Annotated in this window: 14 protein-coding genes and 1 riboswitch; of the genes, 9 read left to right on the top strand and 5 right to left on the bottom strand. The window is 58.5% G+C overall.

Annotation, left to right across the window (positions count from 1 at the left end):
* The first annotated feature begins 9 nt into the window (after window positions 1-9).
* The 7 genes from LHW45_02000 to LHW45_01970 all read left to right on the top strand — a co-directional run bounded on the left by LHW45_02000 (window position 10) and on the right by LHW45_01970 (window position 13,320).
* A complete protein-coding gene (locus LHW45_02000; GenBank protein ID MCB5284351.1) occupies window positions 10-630 on the top strand; it encodes a hypothetical protein in 621 nt (206 codons plus the stop codon).
* A gap of 16 nt (window positions 631-646) precedes the next feature.
* Window positions 647-3,466, top strand: a complete 2,820-nt coding sequence (locus LHW45_01995) for an insulinase family protein (GenBank protein MCB5284350.1) — start codon at window positions 647-649, stop codon at window positions 3,464-3,466.
* 367 nt (window positions 3,467-3,833) lie between these two features.
* Window positions 3,834-7,355 (top strand): pyruvate:ferredoxin (flavodoxin) oxidoreductase, encoded by a 3,522-nt coding sequence (nifJ, locus tag LHW45_01990; protein ID MCB5284349.1) that lies wholly within the window; start codon window positions 3,834-3,836, stop codon window positions 7,353-7,355.
* Between the two features lie 106 nt (window positions 7,356-7,461).
* Entirely contained in the window at window positions 7,462-8,049 is a 588-nt protein-coding gene (locus LHW45_01985; GenBank protein ID MCB5284348.1) for a hypothetical protein, read from the top strand.
* Between the two features lie 147 nt (window positions 8,050-8,196).
* A riboswitch (molybdenum cofactor riboswitch) is annotated at window positions 8,197-8,315 on the top strand.
* A 32-nt stretch (window positions 8,316-8,347) separates the two neighbouring features.
* Entirely contained in the window at window positions 8,348-9,160 is an 813-nt protein-coding gene (locus LHW45_01980; GenBank protein MCB5284347.1) for a hypothetical protein, read from the top strand.
* Between the two features lie 4 nt (window positions 9,161-9,164).
* Entirely contained in the window at window positions 9,165-11,072 is a 1,908-nt protein-coding gene (locus tag LHW45_01975; GenBank protein MCB5284346.1) for a TonB-dependent receptor, read from the top strand.
* 121 nt (window positions 11,073-11,193) lie between these two features.
* Window positions 11,194-13,320: a T9SS type A sorting domain-containing protein gene (locus LHW45_01970; GenBank protein ID MCB5284345.1), complete on the top strand. Its 2,127-nt coding sequence runs from the start codon at window positions 11,194-11,196 to the stop codon at window positions 13,318-13,320.
* Between the two features lie 419 nt (window positions 13,321-13,739).
* On the opposite strand, the gene LHW45_01965 is transcribed toward LHW45_01970, so the two are convergent.
* Genes LHW45_01965 through LHW45_01950 form a run of 4 tightly spaced genes read right to left on the bottom strand, consistent with a single transcriptional unit; the run spans window position 13,740 to window position 19,310 of the window.
* Entirely contained in the window at window positions 13,740-14,345 is a 606-nt protein-coding gene (locus LHW45_01965) for a hypothetical protein (GenBank protein ID MCB5284344.1), read from the bottom strand.
* The gene (locus tag LHW45_01960; GenBank protein ID MCB5284343.1) at window positions 14,342-15,394 is read right to left on the bottom strand and encodes a hypothetical protein; all 1,053 of its coding nucleotides are present in this window, start codon (window positions 15,392-15,394) and stop codon (window positions 14,342-14,344) included. The genes LHW45_01965 and LHW45_01960 overlap by 4 nt, the downstream gene beginning before the upstream one ends.
* Window positions 15,395-15,402: 8 nt before the next feature.
* The gene (locus LHW45_01955) at window positions 15,403-16,470 is read right to left on the bottom strand and encodes a hypothetical protein (GenBank protein MCB5284342.1); all 1,068 of its coding nucleotides are present in this window, start codon (window positions 16,468-16,470) and stop codon (window positions 15,403-15,405) included.
* Between the two features lie 32 nt (window positions 16,471-16,502).
* Complete coding sequence (locus LHW45_01950) at window positions 16,503-19,310, bottom strand: hypothetical protein (protein ID MCB5284341.1); 2,808 nt, start codon at window positions 19,308-19,310, stop codon at window positions 16,503-16,505.
* Window positions 19,311-19,643: 333 nt separating this feature from the next.
* Here LHW45_01950 and rplU point away from each other — a divergent pair, with 333 nt between their 5' ends.
* A complete protein-coding gene (gene rplU / locus LHW45_01945; protein MCB5284340.1) occupies window positions 19,644-19,958 on the top strand; it encodes a 50S ribosomal protein L21 in 315 nt (104 codons plus the stop codon).
* 11 nt (window positions 19,959-19,969) lie between these two features.
* Window positions 19,970-20,239, top strand: coding sequence for a 50S ribosomal protein L27 (rpmA, locus tag LHW45_01940; protein ID MCB5284339.1), 270 nt, complete (start codon window positions 19,970-19,972; stop codon window positions 20,237-20,239).
* 57 nt (window positions 20,240-20,296) lie between these two features.
* Here rpmA and LHW45_01935 read toward each other — a convergent pair whose 3' ends face one another.
* Window positions 20,297-21,532: an ATP-binding protein gene (locus LHW45_01935; GenBank protein MCB5284338.1), complete on the bottom strand. Its 1,236-nt coding sequence runs from the start codon at window positions 21,530-21,532 to the stop codon at window positions 20,297-20,299.
* Window positions 21,533-21,660 lie beyond the last annotated feature (128 nt).

The raw sequence follows: 21,660 nt of genomic DNA, 5'->3' as shown, positions 1-21,660 counted from the left end.
GGTGTTATCATGAAGCGAGCTTATCTGCTGCTCTTGCCGCTGCTGGCGATCCTGTTCCTCACCGCCTGTGAATCAGGCGGCAGTTTCCGCGTGCTCAACCAGACCTCATATCCGGTCTATGTTACCCTGGGCGAAGAGGATGAACTGGCCATCCCGGCCGGCGCGGAACACATTTTCGCCGTGGCAACCGGCAACCAGCACATCCTCAACCCGGACGTGAGGGTGGAAGTGCCAGTGCGCCTGGTGGGCGAAACCTACCAGATCTACGACGAGGAAAACGAGACCTTCACCGACACCACCCGGGTGGAGATCCGCGCCGGTGAGACCCTGACAGCCTACATCAACCCCAACCGGGCCAGCTTCAAAGTGGTGAACAACAGCAGCCAGGCTGTGGCCCAGGCCACCCTCTACAAACACAATTTCGTGGGCGTGGTCGCCTCCCACGACCTGGGGGCCATAGATTCCGGAAGATTCGCCTATCTGCCTGTGGAATATGCCACCAACAGCAACAACTTCTACTATTATGCCACCGTGCGCATGGTGGATGGCACCACCTACACCTACGGAGACCCCACCAACATCCTGCAGGTGGACCAGCAGTTCCTGATCACCCTCAGCGATCCAGAATAAAGGACACATCCGAACCATGAAAATCACCGCAAAGCTTTACGCAACCATCATCCTGACGGCTCTGCTGGCCGGGCTTGCCGCTCAGCCCGCTGAACTGATGCAGATCCCCCTGCAGCAGGACCCCGCCGTGCTGTCCGGCCAACTTGACAATGGACTCTCGTACTACATCATGCGCAACCCCAAACCCGCCAACCTCGCTGAACTGCGGCTCTACGTGGATGTGGGCTCCGTGAACGAGGACGAGGATCAGCGCGGACTGGCACATTTCACGGAACACATGGCCTTCAACGGCACCAAAAACTTTGCCAAAAGTGAGGTGGTGAACTACCTTTCCTCCATCGGCATGGGCTATTACAACGGCCTCAACGCCATGACCAGCTACGACTACACAGTTTATCAACTGAAGATCCCCACCGACGACAGCGCCAAGCTGAACCAGGGCCTGCTGATCCTTTCGGACATGGCCCACCAGCTTAGTTTCGAGGCTTCCGAGATCGAACGCGAGCGCGGTGTGATCATCGAGGAATGGCGGCTCGGGCAGGATGCCGGCTCACGCGTCCGGGATGCCCAGAACGCCGTGTTTCTGGCCGGTTCGCGCTACGCGGAACGCTCTCCCATCGGCACTTACGAGGTGATCAGCGGCTTCGGGCATGACACCATCAAACGTTTTTACCGTGACTGGTACCGTCCAGACCTCCAAAGCGTGGTGATCGTGGGCGATTTTGAGCCTGACGCCATGCTGGATCTGGTGAAACAATACTTTGGTGCCATCCCGGCCCGGGTCGATCCCCGCCCCAGAGAGGATTTCAGCGTTCCCGCCAACCTCGCGCCCCAGGCCATCGTGACCACCGATCCCGAATATCCGAGCAACATGCTGCAGGTGATGTGGAAAAAGGACGTCCAGCGGGTCAACAATTTCGGCGAATATTACAACAACCTGAAAGGCACGCTGTTCTATACCATGCTCAACCACCGTCTGGAGGAAAACAGCAAAAAACCCAATCCGCCCTATTCCTTTGCCGCCGCCACGGAATATCCGCTGTTGCGCACGATGTCCGCTTCCATGATGTTCGCGATGTACACCCAGGGCAAGTCTGAAGAGGCTTTGAGCACCATTCTCACCGAAGCGGAACGGGTGCAGCGCTTTGGCTTTATGCCCAGCGAGTTCGAACGCGCCAAGATCGACGTCCTGCGCGATGCCGAGCGTCAGGTGGCGGAGCAAGGCACCCGTGAATCCGGCGACATCGCCTGGGGGATCGTGGACGCCCTTTCGAACCAGAACGTCTTTACCAGCGCGGAATTCCGGCAGCTGCTCACCCAGGAGCTGATCGACCTGGTATCCCTGGACGAGGTGAACGCCATGGTGGCGGAGCTGATCCAGGACAAGAACATGTTCATTGGCCTGAGCGGCCCCCAGAAAGAGGAATTGGCCTATCCCACGCAGGAACGCCTGCTGGAGATCGCCCGCGGTGTGAACAGCCTGGAGATCGCTCCTTACGAAGATAAAACCGTGAACGAGCCGATCATGAAAGACTTTCCATCACTCGCCGCTATCGTGAGTGAAGAGACCGACACCGCAACCCAAACCAAGATCTGGACCCTGGCCAACGGGGTGAAAGTTTACGCCAAGAAAACGGATTTCAAGAACGACCAGGTGCTGTTGCGTGCCGTCAGCCCCGGCGGCTACACGCGCTATCCCGCGGACGCGCTTCCCGCTTCCCAACTGCTATCCGGCTACATCGAGGAATCTGGCTTCGGCAACTTTGACTCCATCTCGCTGCGCAAAGCCACCGCCGGCAAAGTGGCGAATGCCAGCCTGGGCGTGAGCAATTACAGCGAAAGCGTGAACGCCTCCTGCTCGCCGCAGGACATGGAACTGATGTTCCAGCTGCTTTACCAGTACGCCACCGCCCCGCGCTTCGATGAGCAGGATTTCGCCTCCCACGTGCAGCGGATGAAAACATACTACCAAAACCGCAACCTGGACCCGATGAATGTCTTTATGAGCAGGATGTACAAGGAACTTTACGCCAACCATCCTTATCAGACAGATCTGGCCGACGCGGACCTCGACGCGGTGGAACTGGCCGATCTGGAAGCCGTGTTCCGTGACCGCTTTGCCGATTTTTCGGACTTCAGCTTCATCATCGTGGGTGCTTTCGACGAAGAACAGCTAAAACAGTATTGCCAGGCCTATCTGGGCAACCTGCCCGTGCTCAGGCGTCAGGACACTCCGGTCGATCCAGGCCTGGATCCGCGCGACGGCATCCACGAGATCCGCTTCCGCAAAGGCTCCAGCGACCGCGCTTTTGTGGCACATTTTACCAACGGGGAATACGCATACAGCCTGCAAAACCAAGTGGATCTGAGCGGCCTGGAGTATGTGCTGAACGAAAAACTGCGCGAGAACATCCGCGAGGACCTCAGCGGCGTGTACTTCATACAAGCTTTCACCATGGCCTCCGAATTTCCACGTCCCTACAGCGTTCTGGGCACTTTCATGGGTTGCTCGCCGGCGCGGGTGGACGAGCTTAACACCGCCATCTTCGCCACTCTGGACAGCCTCAAGGCCGGCCGGCTGGAGGAAAAGTACATCACAGCCGCCCGCGAAACCATGAAGCAGCAATACCAGGAAGATATCCGCTCCAACCGCTTCTGGCTGGGGCAACTGCACTCCAGCGTCTGGCTGAACCGTCCCCTGGGAGATTGGCTGGAACTTCCCGGCTACTACGAAAGCCTGAGCCGCGAACGTGTCCTCGCCGCTGCCAAAACCTATCTGAACACCGATGTGAACAAGCTCAGCGTGATCATGCTGCCGGAAATCGAGCAACGGTAAGGCAAGAGTCCGTATCAAGACCGTGATCCCGAAAACTCAGGAACTGAGTATTCGTAATTCAATACGGATTAACGGATTGCACGGATTAACGGATTGAGCCGGGGATGATGATAATCTGTTGCCTGTCACTCCGGGGTTTCCCACCCAACGCCGAATACGCCGTTCCTTCAATGTCAACACCGCAGGGCTTCTGCGAACAATAAAAAACTCTGCTGCTGCGCCACGCTAAAACTCAAAAACTCCGTGCCTCGGCGCCACCGCGACCAAGCCTCCCAAGTGAAATAGATTGACACAAACCTGCCTCCGAAAACTAGGGTTCATACACAGCTAATTAAATATAAAAACAGATAGATAAGGAGTATTATCCATGGCCAAGAATATCAAAGCCACCATGGACGGCAACACCGCCGCGGCGCACGTGGCCTACGCGTTCGCCGAAGTGGCTGCCATCTACCCGATCACCCCGTCTTCCACGATGGGTGAGCTTGCCGACGCCTGGGCCGCGGACGGCCGCAAAAACATCAACGGCACCACGGTCGACGTGGTCGAACTTCAATCCGAAGCCGGTGCCGCCGGAGCGGTGCACGGAGCGCTTTCCGCCGGTGCCGTCACCACCACGTTCACCGCCTCCCAGGGCCTGATGCTGATGCTGCCGAACATGCACAAAATAGCCGGCGAAATGCTGCCCACAGTATTCTACGTCACCGCGCGTTCCCTCGCCGCGCAGTCCCTCTCCATTTTTGGTGACCATTCGGACGTGATGAGTGCCCGCAACACAGGCTGGGCGCTGATCGCCGCCAACAGCGTGCAGGAAGTGATGGACCTCGGTGTGGTGGCGCAGTTGGCCACGATGAAGACCTCCATCCCCTTCCTGGTCTTCTTCGACGGCTTCCGCACCTCTCACGAACTGCAAAAGGTCGATGTGATCGATTACGAGACCATGGCCGAGCTCAACGATCCCGCTCTGGTGGAAGCTTTCCGCCTGCGCGCGCTGAACCCTGAGAATCCCCGGGTGAAGGTCGGCCAGCAGGCCCCGGACGTTTATTTCCAAGGCCGGGAAACCACCAACCAGCAGTATATGGATGCCCCCGCCACCATCGCCGCCACCATGGAAGAAGTGGCCGCGAAGATCGGCCGCGCCTACAAACTTTTCGACTACGTCGGCCATCCCGAGGCTGAACACGTGATCGTGGCCATGGGCAGCGGCTGCGAAGCTATCGAAGAGACCATCAACCATCTGAACGCGAAGCGCGGCATGAAGCTGGGCCTGGTCAAGGTCCGCGTGTACCGTCCCTTCAGCGTGGAGCATTTTCTCAGCGTTCTGCCGGCCAGCGTGAAGAACGTGGCCGTGCTCGACCGCACCAAGGAACCCGGCTCGATCGGTGAACCGCTCTATCTGGACGTGGTTTCCGCCCTCAAGGACCGCCCCGGCCTCTTCATCATCGGCGGCCGCTACGGCCTTTCCAGCAAGGATTTCACCCCCACGATGGTTCTGGCCGTCTATAAACATCTGATGGCCAAAGGCTTCCACGGCTTCACGGTGGGCATCGAGGACGACGTGACGAAGCTCAGCCTGCCGCTGGACGAATACATCGACCCCAGCCCCGAGGGAACCATCAACTGCAAGTTCTGGGGCCTTGGCTCCGACGGCACCGTGGGCGCCAACAAGAACAGCATCAAGATCATCGGCGACCACACCGACCTCTATGTGCAGGGCTATTTCCAGTATGATTCCAAAAAGAGCGGCGGCATCACCCGCAGCCATCTCCGCTTCGGCAAACAGCCCATCCAGAGCCAGTACTTCGTAACCAAGGAAGACTTTGTGGCCTGCCACAACCAGGCTTTCATCGGCCGGTTCGACCTCCTGGGCGGCATCAAGGAAAACGGCGTTTTCCTCCTCAATTCAAATTGGGACCGCGACGAAGCCTTCAACCACCTCACCTGTGAAATGCAGCAGACCATCATCGACCGCAAGATCAAGTTCTACAACATCGACGGCCTCAAGATCGCCGAAGCGGTGGGACTTGGCGGACGCGTGAACACCGTGATGCAGACGGCCTTTTTCCTCATCTCCGGCATCCTGGAGCGCGGCGAGGCCATCCAGCTGATCAAGGAATCCGTGAAAAAGACCTACGGCCGCAAGGGCGAGGAAGTGGTGCAGATGAACCTCAACGCCATCGACCACGTGAACGAAGCCCTCAAGGAAGTGGAGATCCCCGCCACCATTCCGGACCAGTGCACTCCGCAGAAAAAACTGGTCCCGGACGGCTCGGACGCCTTCACCACTGGCGTGATCGAACCCATCATGCGCGAAGAGGGCGACCAGATCAAGGTTTCCCAGATGCCCATCGATGGCTATGTGCCCAGCGGCACCGCCAAACTGGAAAAACGCCGCGTCGCCCCCGCCGTGCCGCATTGGATAGCTGAAAACTGCATCCAGTGCAACCAGTGTTCCTTCGTGTGCCCCCACGCCGCCATCCGCGCCAAACTGGCCAAGGATGAAGATCTCGCCGGCGCTCCGGCCAGCTTCAAAACCCTCAAGGCCACCGGCGCCGAAGGCTACCAGTACAAGGTTCAGATCTATATCGACGACTGCCAGAGCTGCCGCGTCTGCGTGAACGAATGCCCCAAAGCCGCTTTGGAAATGCGCCCCATCGAGGACGAACGCGCCGCCGGCGAACAGGCCAACTATGAATATTTCGACGCCCTGCCCTCCGACGTGCTGGCCACCTTCAAGGAAACCAACGTCAAGGGCTCGCAGTTCAAACAACCCCTGCTGGAATTCTCCGGCGCCTGCGCGGGCTGCGGCGAAACCCCCTACATCAAGCTGCTCACCCAGCTTTTCGGCGACCGCATGATCATTGCCAACGCCACCGGCTGCTCCTCCATCTGGGGCGGCACCTTCCCCACCATCCCCTATGCCAAAAACAAGGATGGAAAAGGCCCCGCTTGGGCGAACAGCCTCTTTGAGGACAACGCCGAATACGGCTTTGGCATGCGCCTGGCCGTGAATTCCCACCGCAAGCTGCTGCGCCACTATCTGGAACAGCTGCGTGAAAAAGCCATCGATCCCGCCCTGAAAGAGGCTTTCGGCTACGCCCTGGAACACTGGGCGGACGTGGACGCCGCTGCCAAGGGCAACGCGGACAAGATCAAAGCCCTGCTGCCGGCCGCGCTGGACAAGGCTTGCGAAGGCTGCAAACCCATGCTGAAACAGGTCTCCGAACTGCAGGACTACCTTGTGGAACGCTCCGTGTGGGCGATCGGTGGTGACGGCTGGGCCTACGACATCGGCTACGGCGGGCTCGATCATGTGATGGCCTCGAACCAGAACGTGAACATCTTCGTTCTGGACACCGAGGTCTATTCCAACACCGGCGGCCAGGCCTCAAAATCCACGCCCCTGGGCTCTATTGCCCGCTTCGCCGAGGCCGGCAAGAACACCAACAAAAAAGACCTCGGCATGATGATGATGAGCTACGGCTACGTCTATGTGGCCGCCATCGCCATGGGCGCGAACAAAGCCCAGGCCCTGAACGCCATCCTCGAGGCCGAAGCCTATCCCGGCCCTTCGATCATCATTGCCTATGCCCCCTGCATCAATCACGGCATCGACATGTCGATGAGCCAGAAACGCCAGAAACTGGCCGTGGACACCGGTTACTGGCTGCTCTACCGCTACAATCCGCTCAACGTGGCCAGCGGCAAGCATCCCCTCACCCTCGACAGCAAGGAACCCACCCTGCCGGTGCAGGAATTTCTCAAGGGCGAACGCCGCTACGCCGCGCTGCACGATATCTTCCCCGAGCGCTCCGATAGATTCCAGACCGAGGTCGGGGATTTCTTCAAGGAAAGATACCTCCAGTACAAAAAACTCACCGAGGGATAAACACCTCACCAGATAAGGACATGGCCGGCGGAAACCACTTCCGCCGGTTTTTTTTCATTGCCCTTTTTGAGGCTGAAGCTCAGCTTGGTTCCCGGGAGTACAAACCATGAGCAAACATATAGCGATCGTCCTGGGCATGGCCCTGCTTCTGATCGGGGGCCTCGTAGCCCAAAACGCCGACACCAAGGAGCTCAGCATGAAAGACATTCATCAACAGCTTGCCGCAGACCTCTTCAACCAGAGCTGGGACCTCCTGATGAAGCAGGACCGCAGCCCGGAGGAGGAAAACACCCTCATCAACCAGGCCCACGCCTCGCTTTGGCACTGGCGCCAGATCGGCCAGCCCATCAACATCCTGCGCGGGGAATGGATGATCTGCCACGTCTATACCCTGCTGGAACATCCGGAAGCCGCGCTTTACCACGCCAACAATATTCTGCGCCTCCAAGACGAGATCCAGCCCACGGATTGGGACCTGGCCTACTGCTATGAGGCCCTGGCCCGCGTGATGGCGCTGAAACAGGACCAGGTGGAATTTGAACGCTGGTACGCCCTGGCCCTGGGCGTGGCCATGGCCCTCTTCTTCGGGCTGTATGAACGGGACTGGATGGCTTTGACCGTTTTCTTCGGCATCCCCCTTCTTTGCGCCATCCTCTTCACCGCTTCCCACTTTCTGGCTAAAAAGCAGGCCTGACCCCCTTTCGCCCCCAATATCAATACGGTATCAATACGGAATCATTACGGATGAAATCCGTATTGATTCCGTATTGATACCGTATTGATATTGGGGGCCGGCAGGGGAAACTCCGAAATCAGCTTGACGAAAAAGGGGCCGGCGAGTTCTTGGAAACCACGCCGAGTGTTTGTGTCTAAACCTGTTCAGGCAAGAGCAAACACCGACAGGGTATGGCTGGAAACGGCCCTGCCTCCCTTTTGGAAAGGCGGGAGAGCGGAAAAGCGTCTCCCCTCTTGAGCAGCTTTAAGGAGGAAAAATGAAGAAGCTGACCTACTTGACATTGTTATTGGCGCTGCTTTTTGGCCTCGCGGCCTGCAGCGAGGACGATCCGCCCACCGGCGAGGATGTGCTGGGCTACAGCCTGGACCAGTTCATCCCCGCAGACAGCGTGCGGGTCGCGGTTGACCCGGAAGCCGAGCCGGATGAAGAATTCCGGACTCTGTTCGCCTACGAGATCGTGAGCGGAGTGGATGGTTACAGTCCCCGCGACAGCGACAACGCCGGGTATGACCTGCCCTGGGAAACCTTTGCCGGCGGATATTTCGTTCCCAGCGACGATCACCGCACCTGGTTCCCCAGCGCCAGCCTGCCCGGAGCCTTCAAGGTGCGCGACGCGGGCCTGTTCAGGCTTTACCGGAAGGTGGACATCAGCACCGGCGTGAGCGGCAGCAAAACGGCTGAACTGGGGGCCCTGCCCACCCATCAGGTGGCAAACTGGGACGGCGGGCAGGAAACCGCCATCAAGCTGAGCGACCTGCTGCAGGGCATCGCGGCCTACGATTCGCTGGCGCTGTTCGCCGCCGACGGCTACAGCAAAACCTATCCTCCGGAACTGATCGCGGACGGCTATTACTTCCTGGGATCCGAGGTCACCACTTTTCCCACTTTCAACGACGACCTGCCCGGCAGCGTGAAAAAATTCAAAAAACTCGCCCGGATGGAAGTTTACGGCAGCGCCACCGCCCAAAACCACACCTTCGAACTGACCCCGCAGGCCGGGGCGGACCTGGTCTTCAACATTCCCACGGACCTGAGCGGCTACACCAGCACGGTGATGCCCACCCGTTAGAACCTTGCGCCGGTTTTTACTGGGGCTGTCGCTGCTCTGCCTGGCCTGTTCGGCCCGGGCGGAGATCAAGCCGGCAACAGCCCCCGCCGATACCCTCGGCCAGAGGGTCTATTACCTTGGCACGGTGAGGGTTGTGGCCGGAAAACCCGGAGACGCGATCGGGGCGGTGCAGCTGCTGGACCCCGCCCAACGTTCCTCGGCCCCGCTGAACCTCCATGAAGCACTGCAGGGGCAAACCGGGCTCACCAACACCAGTGGCTCGCGCGACGAAAGCAATCTGCGGCTGCGGGGCTTCCGCAAAAACGAAGTGCGCGTGATGGTGGATGGAAGGCCTCTGAACGGTGGTTATTTCGGCAACGTGGACCTGCACCAGATGGCCGTGGAGGACATTGGCGAGATCCAGATCGTGAAAGGGCCAGGCTCGGCTGTATTCGGGCCCGGCACCCTGGGCGGGGTGGTGAACATCGTAACCAGGGACCCCGACAACTCCAGCTGGCTGACGCTGGAAGCGCTGGCCAAACGCAACAACAACAACCGCTTCACCCTTTCCTCCGCCCGCGGTTTCCAGGATTTCAGCTATCGCCTCAGCCTGGCGCGGGAACACAACGCGGGAATCGTGCTGCCGCGGGATTTCATTCCCACCCCTTTCGAGAACGGTTTCGTGCGCAACCACAGCGGCAAAACCCAGTATGACGTTCAGGCCCGGCTGGGCTTCAGTCCCACCGATTTTCGCCAAACCGGCTTTTCCGCGGGCCTGAGCTATGTGCCCGAAAAGCTGATCCCCTCTTCGATCTACGCCCTGGATGTGCGGCGCTACCTGGATTGGATGCATCACTGGGCCACCCTGGAATATGAAGAGGTGCTGAACGAGTTTTTCAAACTCTCATCCCACCTGTATTATGACGGTGGGCAGGACAGGTATCAGCAGTTCAACGACCTGGCCCAGCAACAGCTGACAACGGACAGCGAGATGCGCTACTTTACGCTTGGGTTCAATCCCCGCCTGCAGTGGGACCTGGGGGGCCAGACACTGGACCTGGGGCTGAGGGCCGAATCCATGCACAGCACCAGAAAGGACAACGGCAATTATCCTGACTGGACCCCGCACTGGCTGAACATCTACAACGCCTTCGCAATGTGGAAATTCCGTCCCCATGGCCTGCTCGGATTATCAGCCGGGCTGGGCCTTTCCAGCCATCACAGCGACCAGAACCACGCGCTCAGCCTCCAGGCCGAGCCATCCGCGAGCCTGTCCTTCAACTGGTCCGCGCAGAGCGTGAGCTCCCTGGCCTGGGGCCGGAACAGCTCTTTTCCCACCATGCGCCAGCTCTTCTCCGCAGAAAACGGCAATCCGGATTTGCGTCCCCAACACGCGCATAAATTCGAGCTGGAACACAGGCAGGATCTGCGCTTGGGAAAGGTGTTGCTGAACAATCGGCTGGGCGTTTTTTACAACGCTGTGCGCGACCTCATCGACCGGGTGGGGGAACAATACCAGAACGTCCATCAGCTCAGTTCCTGGGGCGCGGAATACCAGTTGCTTTTCAATCCCCTGCCCTGGTGGCAAAGCGAACTGGGCTGCGCCATCCTCTTCTGGCGGGCGGAAGAGCCTTACCGGCTTACGGAAACTCCACGCGACCAGGCTTCCCTGCATCAGCAGTGGTCACTCCCCTGGGAGCTGCAGCTGCGCCAATCCAGCACCTACGCCGGCAGCCGCTTCAGCCAGGACGCCTCAGAAGTTTACCACACCCTGGATCCCTATTGGCTGCACGATCTGGCCTTGTCCCGGGAATTCAGGCGCTTCTCGGTGCGGCTGGGCCTGGAAAACATCCTCGACACCTACTATGAGACAGAATTCGGCTATCCGGGGCCGGGCATCAACTTCTTCCTGAAGCTGGGTGTGAAGATATAAAACTCCCTTTCAAGCCGGGTTACCTTCTCGATCCAGATGAGATGTAAATAAACGCTTGACAAAGATATGAAACTACAAAACTTTGCATGGGGGGGGGTAAAAGAGTAAAGGAGCTGGAAAGATGAGCAAGAGCTTTGTTTTGGCGCTGGCCTGCCTGGGGCTGGCGGTTGTTAGCCTGGGGGCCGATGCGGCCGGACCAGACGTGCCGGAGGCCCTTCCCGAAGCACTTTCGCGCGCGGCCAAGCCGATGCCGGCGCCAGAAAAAGCCGCCCCGGAGCAGAAGACCACTCCTGCCTGGAACTTTAGCAAAATGCCCACCGCGCTCATGAACAGCTATTACGACTACATGATCGGCAGCTACAACAACCTGCCCCTGAACCTCATCCCCTCCAGCGCCGGCGGCGGCTATTTCCTCACCTGGCAGGGCAGAACCGCGCCCGCCAGCGACCGCAGGACCTATTATGGCTATCTGGACCCAGCGGGAAATATGATCAACACCAACCAGATCGGTCCTTATAGCGCCGGTGTGCAAGGCTGGCCCGCGATCGCGGTGGATCCCGTTTCAGGCAAGCCTTTTTACGCCTGGACCCAGAATAAGGACGCGGACCCGGAAGCCGAGATTGTGCTGACCTCCGATGCCTTCATAGCCGGCATTGCCGGATTGTTCAACTATCACCAGATCGTGATCGACAATCCCATCACCATCACCGCTCCGGACGGGACGGTGACCACGGACAACGTTTTCCTCTCGCCCAGCTTGGCCATCGGGCCCTCCCCGGTGGCGAACAAGCGCAGGCTCTATCTGCTGGGCCGGCAGAGCTGCAATGTCTATCTGGCCATGGCGGATTTTAACGGCGATGACATCGAACTCGGGACCCCCCTCAGCTGGCAGTACAACAGCGTTCCGGAGCTCAACGCCTGGGCGCAGGACCCCGAGCCGCGCAGGACCCACCTGACCCTGGAGGCGGACCCCGCCGGCAACGTCATCCTGGCCGGCTATCACGACAGCGACTCGGTTGAGAATGATATCGACATCTTCGTCGGCGGCAACTTCGGGCAGGGCGACTGGACGCGCCACAGCTTCAGCAGTGAAATGCCCAGCTGGAATCCCGGCGACTATTTCACCGACGACCAGGGCCTTCCCTACGCGGATGACGAACTGCACTGGAAACTGATGAACTCCGGCCATCTGAACGCCGCCCTGGACAGAGTCGGCAGGCTGCACATCGTGGGGCTTTGGGGCCTGGCCAATTCTGATGGTGGATTCTACCCGTTTCTCCAATACGTGAAGGAAGCTGTTTACCGCCCGGTTGGGGGCTATCTCGAGATCGTTGACATCTGGCCCCAACAGAACTATGCAGATACTTACAACGCCTGTTTCACTCCCTGGGATATGGAACATCCTTTCGGCGTGGTGGACGAATTCGTCTACGATCCGGATTCCGGAGAATACTACCCTCTCATGTTCAAGGATTGGCCCTTCCCCCACTGGGACCAGACCGCGCACGACGGCGCCATGATGTTCCACTACAACAACATCAAGGTCACCCGCGCCAACCCCCAGGGCCAGATGGCCGTGGTCTGGCAGGATTCCAAACGCGCCGTTGACTGGTGCGTGTACCAAGCTCCGGGTTATGAAGTTTGGCAACACGCCACGGACGTCTATATCGCCTATTCGGATTATGGCGGCAGCTGGTGGCACGACCCGATCGTGCTCAACAACGTGGAAATCCCCGAACTGGCAGGAATCAAGCCGATGTGGGTCTATCCCTCTGACCAGATGCTGTTCACGGGCTACAGCAACGGGGGTAAAGTGGGAAAACTGGGCTTGATGTTCTACGATGATTTCACCTGGGGCGCCAATGCTTTGAATCCGCCCTACCATCCCAACCCAGACGGTGGCCGGGTGATGTTCATGGAACTGCAGATCGGCTATGGCTGGGACGCGGACGATCCCGGCCAGACCCCCGCTCCGGCCATTCTGGCCCAGAATTGGCCCAATCCCTTCAATCCCAGCACCAGCATCAGTTTCGAGCTGCTCAAAGCCGGCCCGGCCCGGCTGGATGTTTATGACCTCAGAGGCAGATTGGTGACCACCCTGCTGGACAAGGAACTGGGAACCGGAACGCACAGCCTGGATTGGGAAGGCACGGACGCGAACGGCGCCCCGGTGGCCAGCGGAGTCTATCTCTATCGCCTCAGCGCGGGAGGAACCAGCAGCAGCCGCAAAATGGCGCTGGTCAAGTAGTTAATTTCCTGAGTTCAGCCTTGAGTTGGAGTCGCAAACGTCCCCGTTTGCGAAGTTCCGCAGAAACTTGTTTCTTTTAGAGGCACGAGGTGGGAAACCGGAGGTCAGCAATGTGTTGCCCCAGAAGGGACTTGCCAGTCAAGTCCGCCCTCCGGGCTTTACCCTCTTAAATTGAGCTTGCGCCAAAAACCTTGCCTCCCCTCCGTTTTGTTACCCACTAGGTATATAGCCAGCGTAAAGAGCGTGTGATAAATCCGCTCAGCCCGCGCGAACAGAGGGGATGGAGGGTGTTCCGCCCTGAGGTTCGGCCTGTTCACCCCTTGTCCGCCTCCCCCTAAGTTCCCAATGAAGCCTTGGGAAGTGAGCGGGAAGTGGTTGGGATGTGGATGGGAGAAGGCAAAGCTGGATTTGCCAGGGAATCAGCGCTGGCGCTGGAAGCGGAGCACAAAGTCCTTGTCCGGCACGAAGTTCAGAAAGGTCCAGCGGTAGTTTGAAGCTAAAGCCCCAAGGTCAACGACCGGCTCCGGGTAGGGCAGATCGGTGAGCTTAAGTCCCTGTCCAAGTGCCAGATAAATCTCCGAAGAGGGCAGCGGACGGCCCCAGGCGTTGGCGGTGAGCAGCACGTAGCGCGCTTCGGAACCGCTGATCCTTTGCCGGTAGCCGATCTTCAGCTCAGCGAAACTGCGCGCGGGCAGATCCAGCCGGAAACCGAAGCCGCGCGGGTTTTGGTAGAGCAGCTCCACCTCCATGCTGTCGGCCGGTTCGATGAGCGATACCAAGACGTCCTCAGCGACCCCGACGCTGTCGGAGGCGGGCACGGGAAACCAGATCAGGCGGCTGAGGGCTTCATGATGGAGGTTGGAGAGGAAAAACCGGCCGGACACCGTCCAGAGCAGGGTGTCATGTTCCGCGGAGATCCTCTCCAAAGAGAGATCCAACACCTCGCCCTCAAAGGCGAACTGCGGCTGGGCCAGCAGCAGCCCCGGCAGCAGCAAAAGCAGCAACAGAAAGGCTTTGGGGCTCATCTAATGACGGTGATGCGGCCCCGTCCCAACTGGCGCGAGCCCTGCTCCAGAGCGATGAAATAGATCCCGCTGGGCAGATCCGGCAAACGCCACTGAGTCTCACCGCCGGCCGGCATCCCAGATGTGGCCAAAACGCGGCCGCGCAGATCGAAGAGGCGGAGTTCGGCAGCTCCGGCGAAGGTATCATCCTGGCCGTATTTGAGGGAAACGGTGTTGCCCGTGGCGGAGTTGAGCACGGAGGGGCTGATCCGCAGAACCTGGCTGGCTGAGGGCTGGACCGGATCGTTGGCGTCCACGCTGGTGATCACGGCGGAGAGCGCAACGGTTTCCTCCGGTTCGGGGTAGAACCTGGTATCCAGCACCGGGTCCTGGGTGAGCGGGTCCAGGACCCGCACCCAGGTGGGCACGGAGTAAAAGTTGGATTGCCAGTTTCCATCGGCATCGGTGGAAAATGGAGTGTAATAGGTGGAAATATAGTTGATAAAGCTTACATAGACAGGAACTCCAGACACCGGCACTCCGTACTGGTTTTGCGTGTGGACGCTGAGGGTGTAGCCGTGAACAGGGTTAAACCCGCCCTCGGTGCCTATGTCCTTGGCCCAGCCGGCAACCTCGCCTTCGTAGGTACCCACCATCACCTGCACTGCGGATTGGCCGGCCAGCAGGGGATGCAGGGCCACAGTGTCGCCCGGCCCCCAGCTGATCGATTCCTGCCAGTGTGGAGCCCACGAAAGGCTGTCCTGCAGAATCAGCTGATCGTTTTGCGGATCAAAGCTGAAACCGGGAATGGCCTCGGAGATGTTCACCGTGCAGGGCAGGGAGGTGGGTGGAACGAAAGTGTCGGGGAATTGCCAGGTCCCGGCTGAATTGACAAAGGTAAGTTCCGGAATGCGGTCCAGATAGCCTGGGCCCATGTAATCTTGGGCGAACTGGAGATAGAGGTCGCCGGAATCAAACCAAAGCCGGGCCAGGCTTCTGGGGGTGACGGGATTGGCTGAGGCGCTCAGCGCCAACAGCAGAATCGCGCAGGTCATTATGGATTTTTTCATGCTAAACCTCACTTTATCACGGTGATTCGGCCCCCCACCAAATTGGCCCCGGCACCGCTGAGCCGGATGAAGTAAACGCCGTTGGCGAGCTCCGGCAGATCCCAGTCCGTGTATCCCTCTCTGGGCATATCCTTGCCGGCCAGCCATCTGCCCCGCAGATCGTAGAGGCCCAGCCGCGCGGTATCGAACAGTGGCTTATCCGATCTGTATTCCAGGTGCAGGGTGTGGCCGGAGGCCGTTCCCAAAATGGAGGGGCTGAGCTGCAAAGTTCCCGTTACCTGGTCCTCGGGCGAAACACCACTGTACCAGACAGTGGCATCTATGTGGATATGTTCGCCGGGCTCGGGAAAGTGTATTTGGTTGTACACCCAGTGTCCGTCGATGGGGTCAGTGATGATGACACGGGTGCGCTGGGCGTAGAAAAACTGCTTCTGCCACCAGCCGAGGGAGTTGGTTTGCGCGTCCGGCCAGACCGTGTCAGGCTCAGTGCCGTAGTTCAGGTGGATGGGCACCCAGGGTGCCGGTCCGCCGGCAATCTGGTACACCTGGACGCTCAGGGTGCAGAGCGTGGCGGGAAAATAGGGATTCACATAATCCGTGCCGTTGTCTTTGGCCCAGACGTGCGCCGATTCCCATTCCCCCATGTAGATCTGGTAAGCAACACTATACTGCACCACGGACTGGCCCGCCGTGAGCGGATGGATGTCCACGCTAGTGTCGGTCTGGGGTCCCCAGCTAACGATTTCGTCAAGAAAATCATAGCCGGAAGGGTCCGTATCCGCTCTGAAAAAGTCTTCCGCACGGTTGATGCTGAAGCCGGGAATGACCTGGCTGAAGTTCAGCTCGAACGGAAGTTCCGGCGGCAGGGTGTAGCCGGAGGGGAAAGTGTAAGTGCCGGAAGAGTTTATGAAGCTGAGGCTGCCTATCTCCCAAGCGTCGGCTTCGGGGCCGAAGCGCACCCAGAAATTGTCCGAATCGTCGAACCAGACCCGCTCCACCGCCCGGGGAATCACAACGTTGGCGGCCAAAGCGCTGATAACCAGCAGCAGGGCCGTCGCGAGCACCATCTTTCTCAATTTCGCCTCCTTAAGAAAGCTTAAGTCATTGATCAGAAAAGGCAAATCCTCTTCACGGGGACATTTTGGCCAGGCAGTGCAGCCCGCAGGAAATAGATCCCCCGGGCGGCAGGCTGGCCGCTGTCGTCCAGGCCATCCCAAACGCACTCGAAGCCGCTGCCGGAGGCCGCTTTTTCCGCTTGCAGCACGCGGACCTTCTGGCCGCGAAGGTTGTAAACCTCCAAGCTGGGCTGGCTGCCGGAAGCGGATTCCAGCTTGATGTTGACGCTGCCGAAGGCAGGATTGGGCCAGGCTGTCAGGCGGGGCTGGATCACCGGCGGCAGGCCGGGATCGCTGTTGGGAACCGTCAGGATGGTTCTGGCGTGGAATACCTTGCCGGACTGGTTCGGGTCGGTTCCGGCGGCGCGCAGCCATAAATAGATATCCAACATCTCAGCGTTGGCCGGTGCGAGGACCAGCGTGGATTTGGCCAGGTCATACTGGCCGGGGTCGCTGAGGTTCAGAGGCCAGGAGGCCAGCAAGACCGCGGCCCCGGCGTAGATCTGGTAAAGCTTGAGGCTGCCGGCTTCGTGCAGGGCAAAGATCCTGCGTCCGGCGGACATTACGGTGGTGGCGTTGAGGCCCGTATCCGCCTGATAGACAAGCTCATAGTCCAAATCGCCGCTGCCCGCCTCCAGGACCCTGACCTTAAGCTGGCGCGTGCCCGGTCCCGTTGAGTCCTGCAACAAAAACGCGGAGCCGTCGGAATCCAGGTCCAGGCTGCGGATCAGGCCCTGCCCCTGGGTGGAGGCGGACCAGTCGGACACGCTGTCGCCCACGGCGAAGAGCAGCAGGTCGTTCACGCTGTAGAGGGCTTGGTCACCCAGCCTGTTGAAGCCCTTGGCTCGGGTGGCCCGCAGCTGGGGCTTCAGGAAATAGCGTTCGCCGGCCGGAGCGTTGATGGTGCCCAGGGCCAGTCCCAGTTTCCACATGCTGTGCAGGTCGCTGTCGCCGGCCAGGGGCGCGTCGCTCAGCTTGCGGCGGGGATCGTGGTGATACTGCTTTTTGTAACCCACGCCGGTTCCGCTGGCGCCGGGATAGTTGACATTGAGAAGTGGAAGTCCAAAAACGGGGTCCTGGTGTTGAACCACATTGGGGTTACTCGAGCCTCCGCAGAAGTCCTGGTCGATATCCCAGATATTGTTGCTGGGCCATTCGGTGTCATAATAGGAACGGTGCAGGAAGCCGCGGCGCTGCTGATACACCCCGCCCCAGAGCTGAATGGTGCCCCGTTCCAGATAGGGCATGCGTTCCGGCCAGAGGGGATTGTACCAGGGCAGGTCGATCTTGGGGTTTGGCAAGCCCGGAATGGTGCAAGCCCAGGGATAGTCGTCGGTTTGGGGATAGCGGTAGCGATGCAGGTCTATGTTGTCATACAGGGTGTTGTTGATCCACACCGCCGGCACGGAAGGATGCGGATGCTGGTATTCGAAGGTGAAAACCCCGTCGCGGCGCGGGTTGCCGTCTGTGCTTCTGCCCATCGCGAATAGGTTGGCATAGATCTGGTGGGGTTCCTGGTCCGGCGCGCAGAGCCCATGGTAACGCAGGGAATCCACCGGGTTGCGGTAACCGTATTTGAGCACGATGCTTTTTTCCGAGATCAGGTTCACGGAATCGGTCAGATTGGCCGCCGGGCTTGTCCCCGCCGGGGTGTTGGCCAGCAGGATGTCGTCCAGGATGAAGATGGTGTCCGCCGCCGCCCAGGTTTGGTGGGAGCCGAAGGTGCCCTTGATCCAGAGCTTGGCGTTCACAAATTTAGTGCTGTTGAGGCAGGAACCGCTGTTATAGAAGGTCCAAAGGGTGTCGCAGACAGCATAAGTGTTAGTGTAGAGAAAGTTGTTGGGGTCTGCCGGAGGATAGGTGGAATACACATCTGAAGACTCAATATGGGGGTCCTGCACCTGTCCCAGCCAGGCGGTGTAACTGCTGCCGTCCACTTCCACGTACATGATGTTGTTGGGATCATAATAGGACGGGCCGACCAAACTGCCGTTAACGTTTCCGGCGTATGCTATTTCCAGCGGCGGCGCGTGTTCGATCAGTCCGCCCTGAAAGACCTGGCTTTCATCGTAGGCTCCGTTATACGGATGAACCTCGCCGCCGATGATCACCGGGGCGTGGAAAGTGGGCCAGCCGTTGTTGTCGCCGCCTCCGGCCTGCTTGATCCAGAGGTCGGAATTGACGCGGACGATGCCATCGATGTTATCCAGGCCGTAATAATAGACATTGGTGCTGTTGGGGGAAGACTCGATGCCAGTGAACAATTGCGGCACCTGCATCTCCTCCGGATCGTCCGGATGCTGGAAAGTGGCCTGCGCGTGCTCGGGATAGGGCAGCAGCAGATCGATGGTCTTCAGTTGGCCGTCCCTCCGTTCCGTGATGGGACTGCTCTCAAAAGTGCGCCCGGTGTTGAAGTTGGGGTCGTCCGCCGCGGTCTGCCAGGTCACGCCGCCATCCACGGACCTGGCCAGCAGCCGGTCCGTGCCGCTGGTGTAGGTGATGATGATCTCAGCCTGGGAGTAATACAAAGTGGGCCGGGTGAGGCAGTTCGTGGCCTGGGCAACGTTTACCGAGGTCCAGATGCCGCCGCCGTCGGTGCTGGTTTTATACACGATCCAGCCAGTAGCGGAGGGATCAGTGCTGGGGTTGGCGAAATAGGCCAGGGCCAGCAGCCCTGGCTCGGAATACACTCCGGCCTCGCCGGCAAAATGACCCTCCCCCACCATCTGCAGGGGGCCCAACTGCGCCGTCAGGGCTCCGATCCCCAAGGCCAATACCAACAGAAACATCGCTTTACGCATTCTTTCTCCCTGTGTTGCTTGTAAGAATTTCTGCTAATGTGCAAGAATTGCATAAAACGTTCCAATCTTCAAGCAAAAGCCGGCGCCGCTGCCGGGGCTGAGGCTGTGGACCTGATGATAACAGCACTTTGGGGCATGAACAGCGCTGCCTGCCTTTTCCCCGCACTTCCGCCCGCGCGGCGCCTCCCGCCTGATGGCCGCACTAAATGCGGGGATCAGGCGGGAGGCACGGGTGAGCTGAAAGATTGGGGAATAAGCGGAGGGCAAATTTCCCCTTGACGGATATCAGGCCGCGAAAAACTATGACCTTCCATACAAAAACAAGGAGTCAAGATGTACGCCATCGTTGATATCAAAGGATTTCAGTTCAGGGCTGAAGCCAACGCCATCCTGCGCGTTCCCCTGCTGAATACGGCGGAGCCGGGCCAAAGCCTGGAATTTGACCGGGTGTTGCTTGTCCGCAATGAGGACGAGATCATGGTCGGCCAGCCCGTAGTAGAAGGCGCAGCAGTACTTGCCGAAGTTATCGACCACGGTAAAGGCAAAAAGAAGGTGATCTACCATGCCAAGCGCAGGAAAGGTTACCGGGTTAAAAAAGGTTACCGTGAGAAATACACCGAAATTAAAGTCACCGGGATCCGGATCTGAGGAGATGAGAAATGGCACATAAGAAAGGAGTCGGAAGCAGCCGCAACGGACGGGACAGCAATCCCAAATACCGCGGCGTGAAGAAGTACGGCAGCGAATACGTGGTGGCCGGAAACATCATCGTGCGCCAGAAAGGCACCAAGTTCCATCCCGGCGCCAACGTTGGCATGGGCAGGGATTTCACCCTGTTCAGCCTCATCGAAGGCCATGTGAAGTTTGAGACCCGCGGAGCCAGCAACCGCAAGTTTGTCTCCGTGGTCCCCATCAGCGCCGAAGCCTAAACGGCGCTGTCATCCGCATTAAAAACCCCCGGCCAAAAACCGGGGGTTATTGTTTGGCTAAATCTGATGCCACAAAGGCAGCTCGCCCTGTTTATATTTATATTTATACCGCACAGTGATACATCTTGCCCGGGGGTAGGCTTTGAGAAAAGTGGAGAAATGATTTGACCTGTCTGATCCGTACTTGACCTCATAGGCAAAGATCTTGTCACCCTCGGTGAACACGAAATCCACTTCGGAACCCTGTTTGGTCTTCCAGTAACCGATGCGGGTGGTGGGTTCCTGTTTGCGCAGCAGACTTTGGAAAAACACGTTCTCCACCAATTCGCCCCTGTCACGGCGCTCGTCTAGAGGACTGAAATCATTCGTTAGCAGATTTCTGATACCGGTGTCCTGCAGATAGACCTTGGGCATTTTGCGCAGTTCTTTATCCAGGCTGGAATAAAACGGCCGGATGGTGCTAACGATGAATGACTCCTCCAGAGTAACCAGATATTTCTGAACAGTTTCCCGGTGCAGGCCAATGTTTCTGCTCAGTTCGCTGATGTTGATCTCTTTGCCGATGTTGAGGGCCAGGGTCTTGATCAGACGATTCAGTTCCTGCAGTTTTTCGACGCGCAAGATATGCTTTATGTCTTTGAGAATATAGGAGGTCACTATGTCATTGAGAAGCTCTATCTTGGCCTTCTGTCCATTCAGGAGCACAATTTCGGGAAAACCTCCGAAAATGGCGTATTCTTCCAGCAACCCCTCCATCCTGGCAGTCAGGGTTAACAAAGGATGGTTTCCCTCGTTTAAATCCGAGACCAGTTGGCCCGCGATCCTCTCTTCGCCCTTGAAACGGCAGAATTCGGCAAAACTTAGTGAACGCAATACCATAACCTCTTTGCGGCCGGCCAGGGATTCTGAGAACTGGTGTTTGATGAGCAGAGAGGAAGAGCCGGTCATCACCAGCTTGAACTCATCTCCGTAGTGATCCACCAGGATCTTGACCGTCCTGGAAAAATCACTCAGATACTGGATCTCGTCAATGAACACGTAGGTTTTACCGCTTTGTGCTCCGCGGTCGAATCTCAACCGGTTCACAACTCTCTCATGAGTTCCGGAAAACAATTCCAGATTCGCGGGGATCTCCAAATCATAATAGAGCGATTTGGGGATTCCCACAAGTTCCATAAGCCTCTTCAGTAGTGTTGTTTTCCCGACCTGTCTGGCGCCCAGGATAAACAGGGCTTTCCCGCTGTCCAACCTGGATACAATCTGTCGTTCGAGTTCACGTTCAATGTAGTTCATCTTGACCTCAAAACCATCAAAGCAATCCGGCTCCCGCCGTCAAGACTTTTTTACGGTAATAACCGACAAATAGTCCGTACTATTTGCCGGTTGGTGTGTACAAATGGTCAATTCCAGACGGGCTGGAT

Source organism: Candidatus Cloacimonadota bacterium, assembly GCA_020532085.1.
Taxonomy (GTDB): Bacteria; Cloacimonadota; Cloacimonadia; order Cloacimonadales; family Cloacimonadaceae; genus Syntrophosphaera.
The sequence above is the reverse complement of the archived record's forward strand: the minus strand, read 5'-3'. Positions and strand labels throughout refer to the sequence as shown.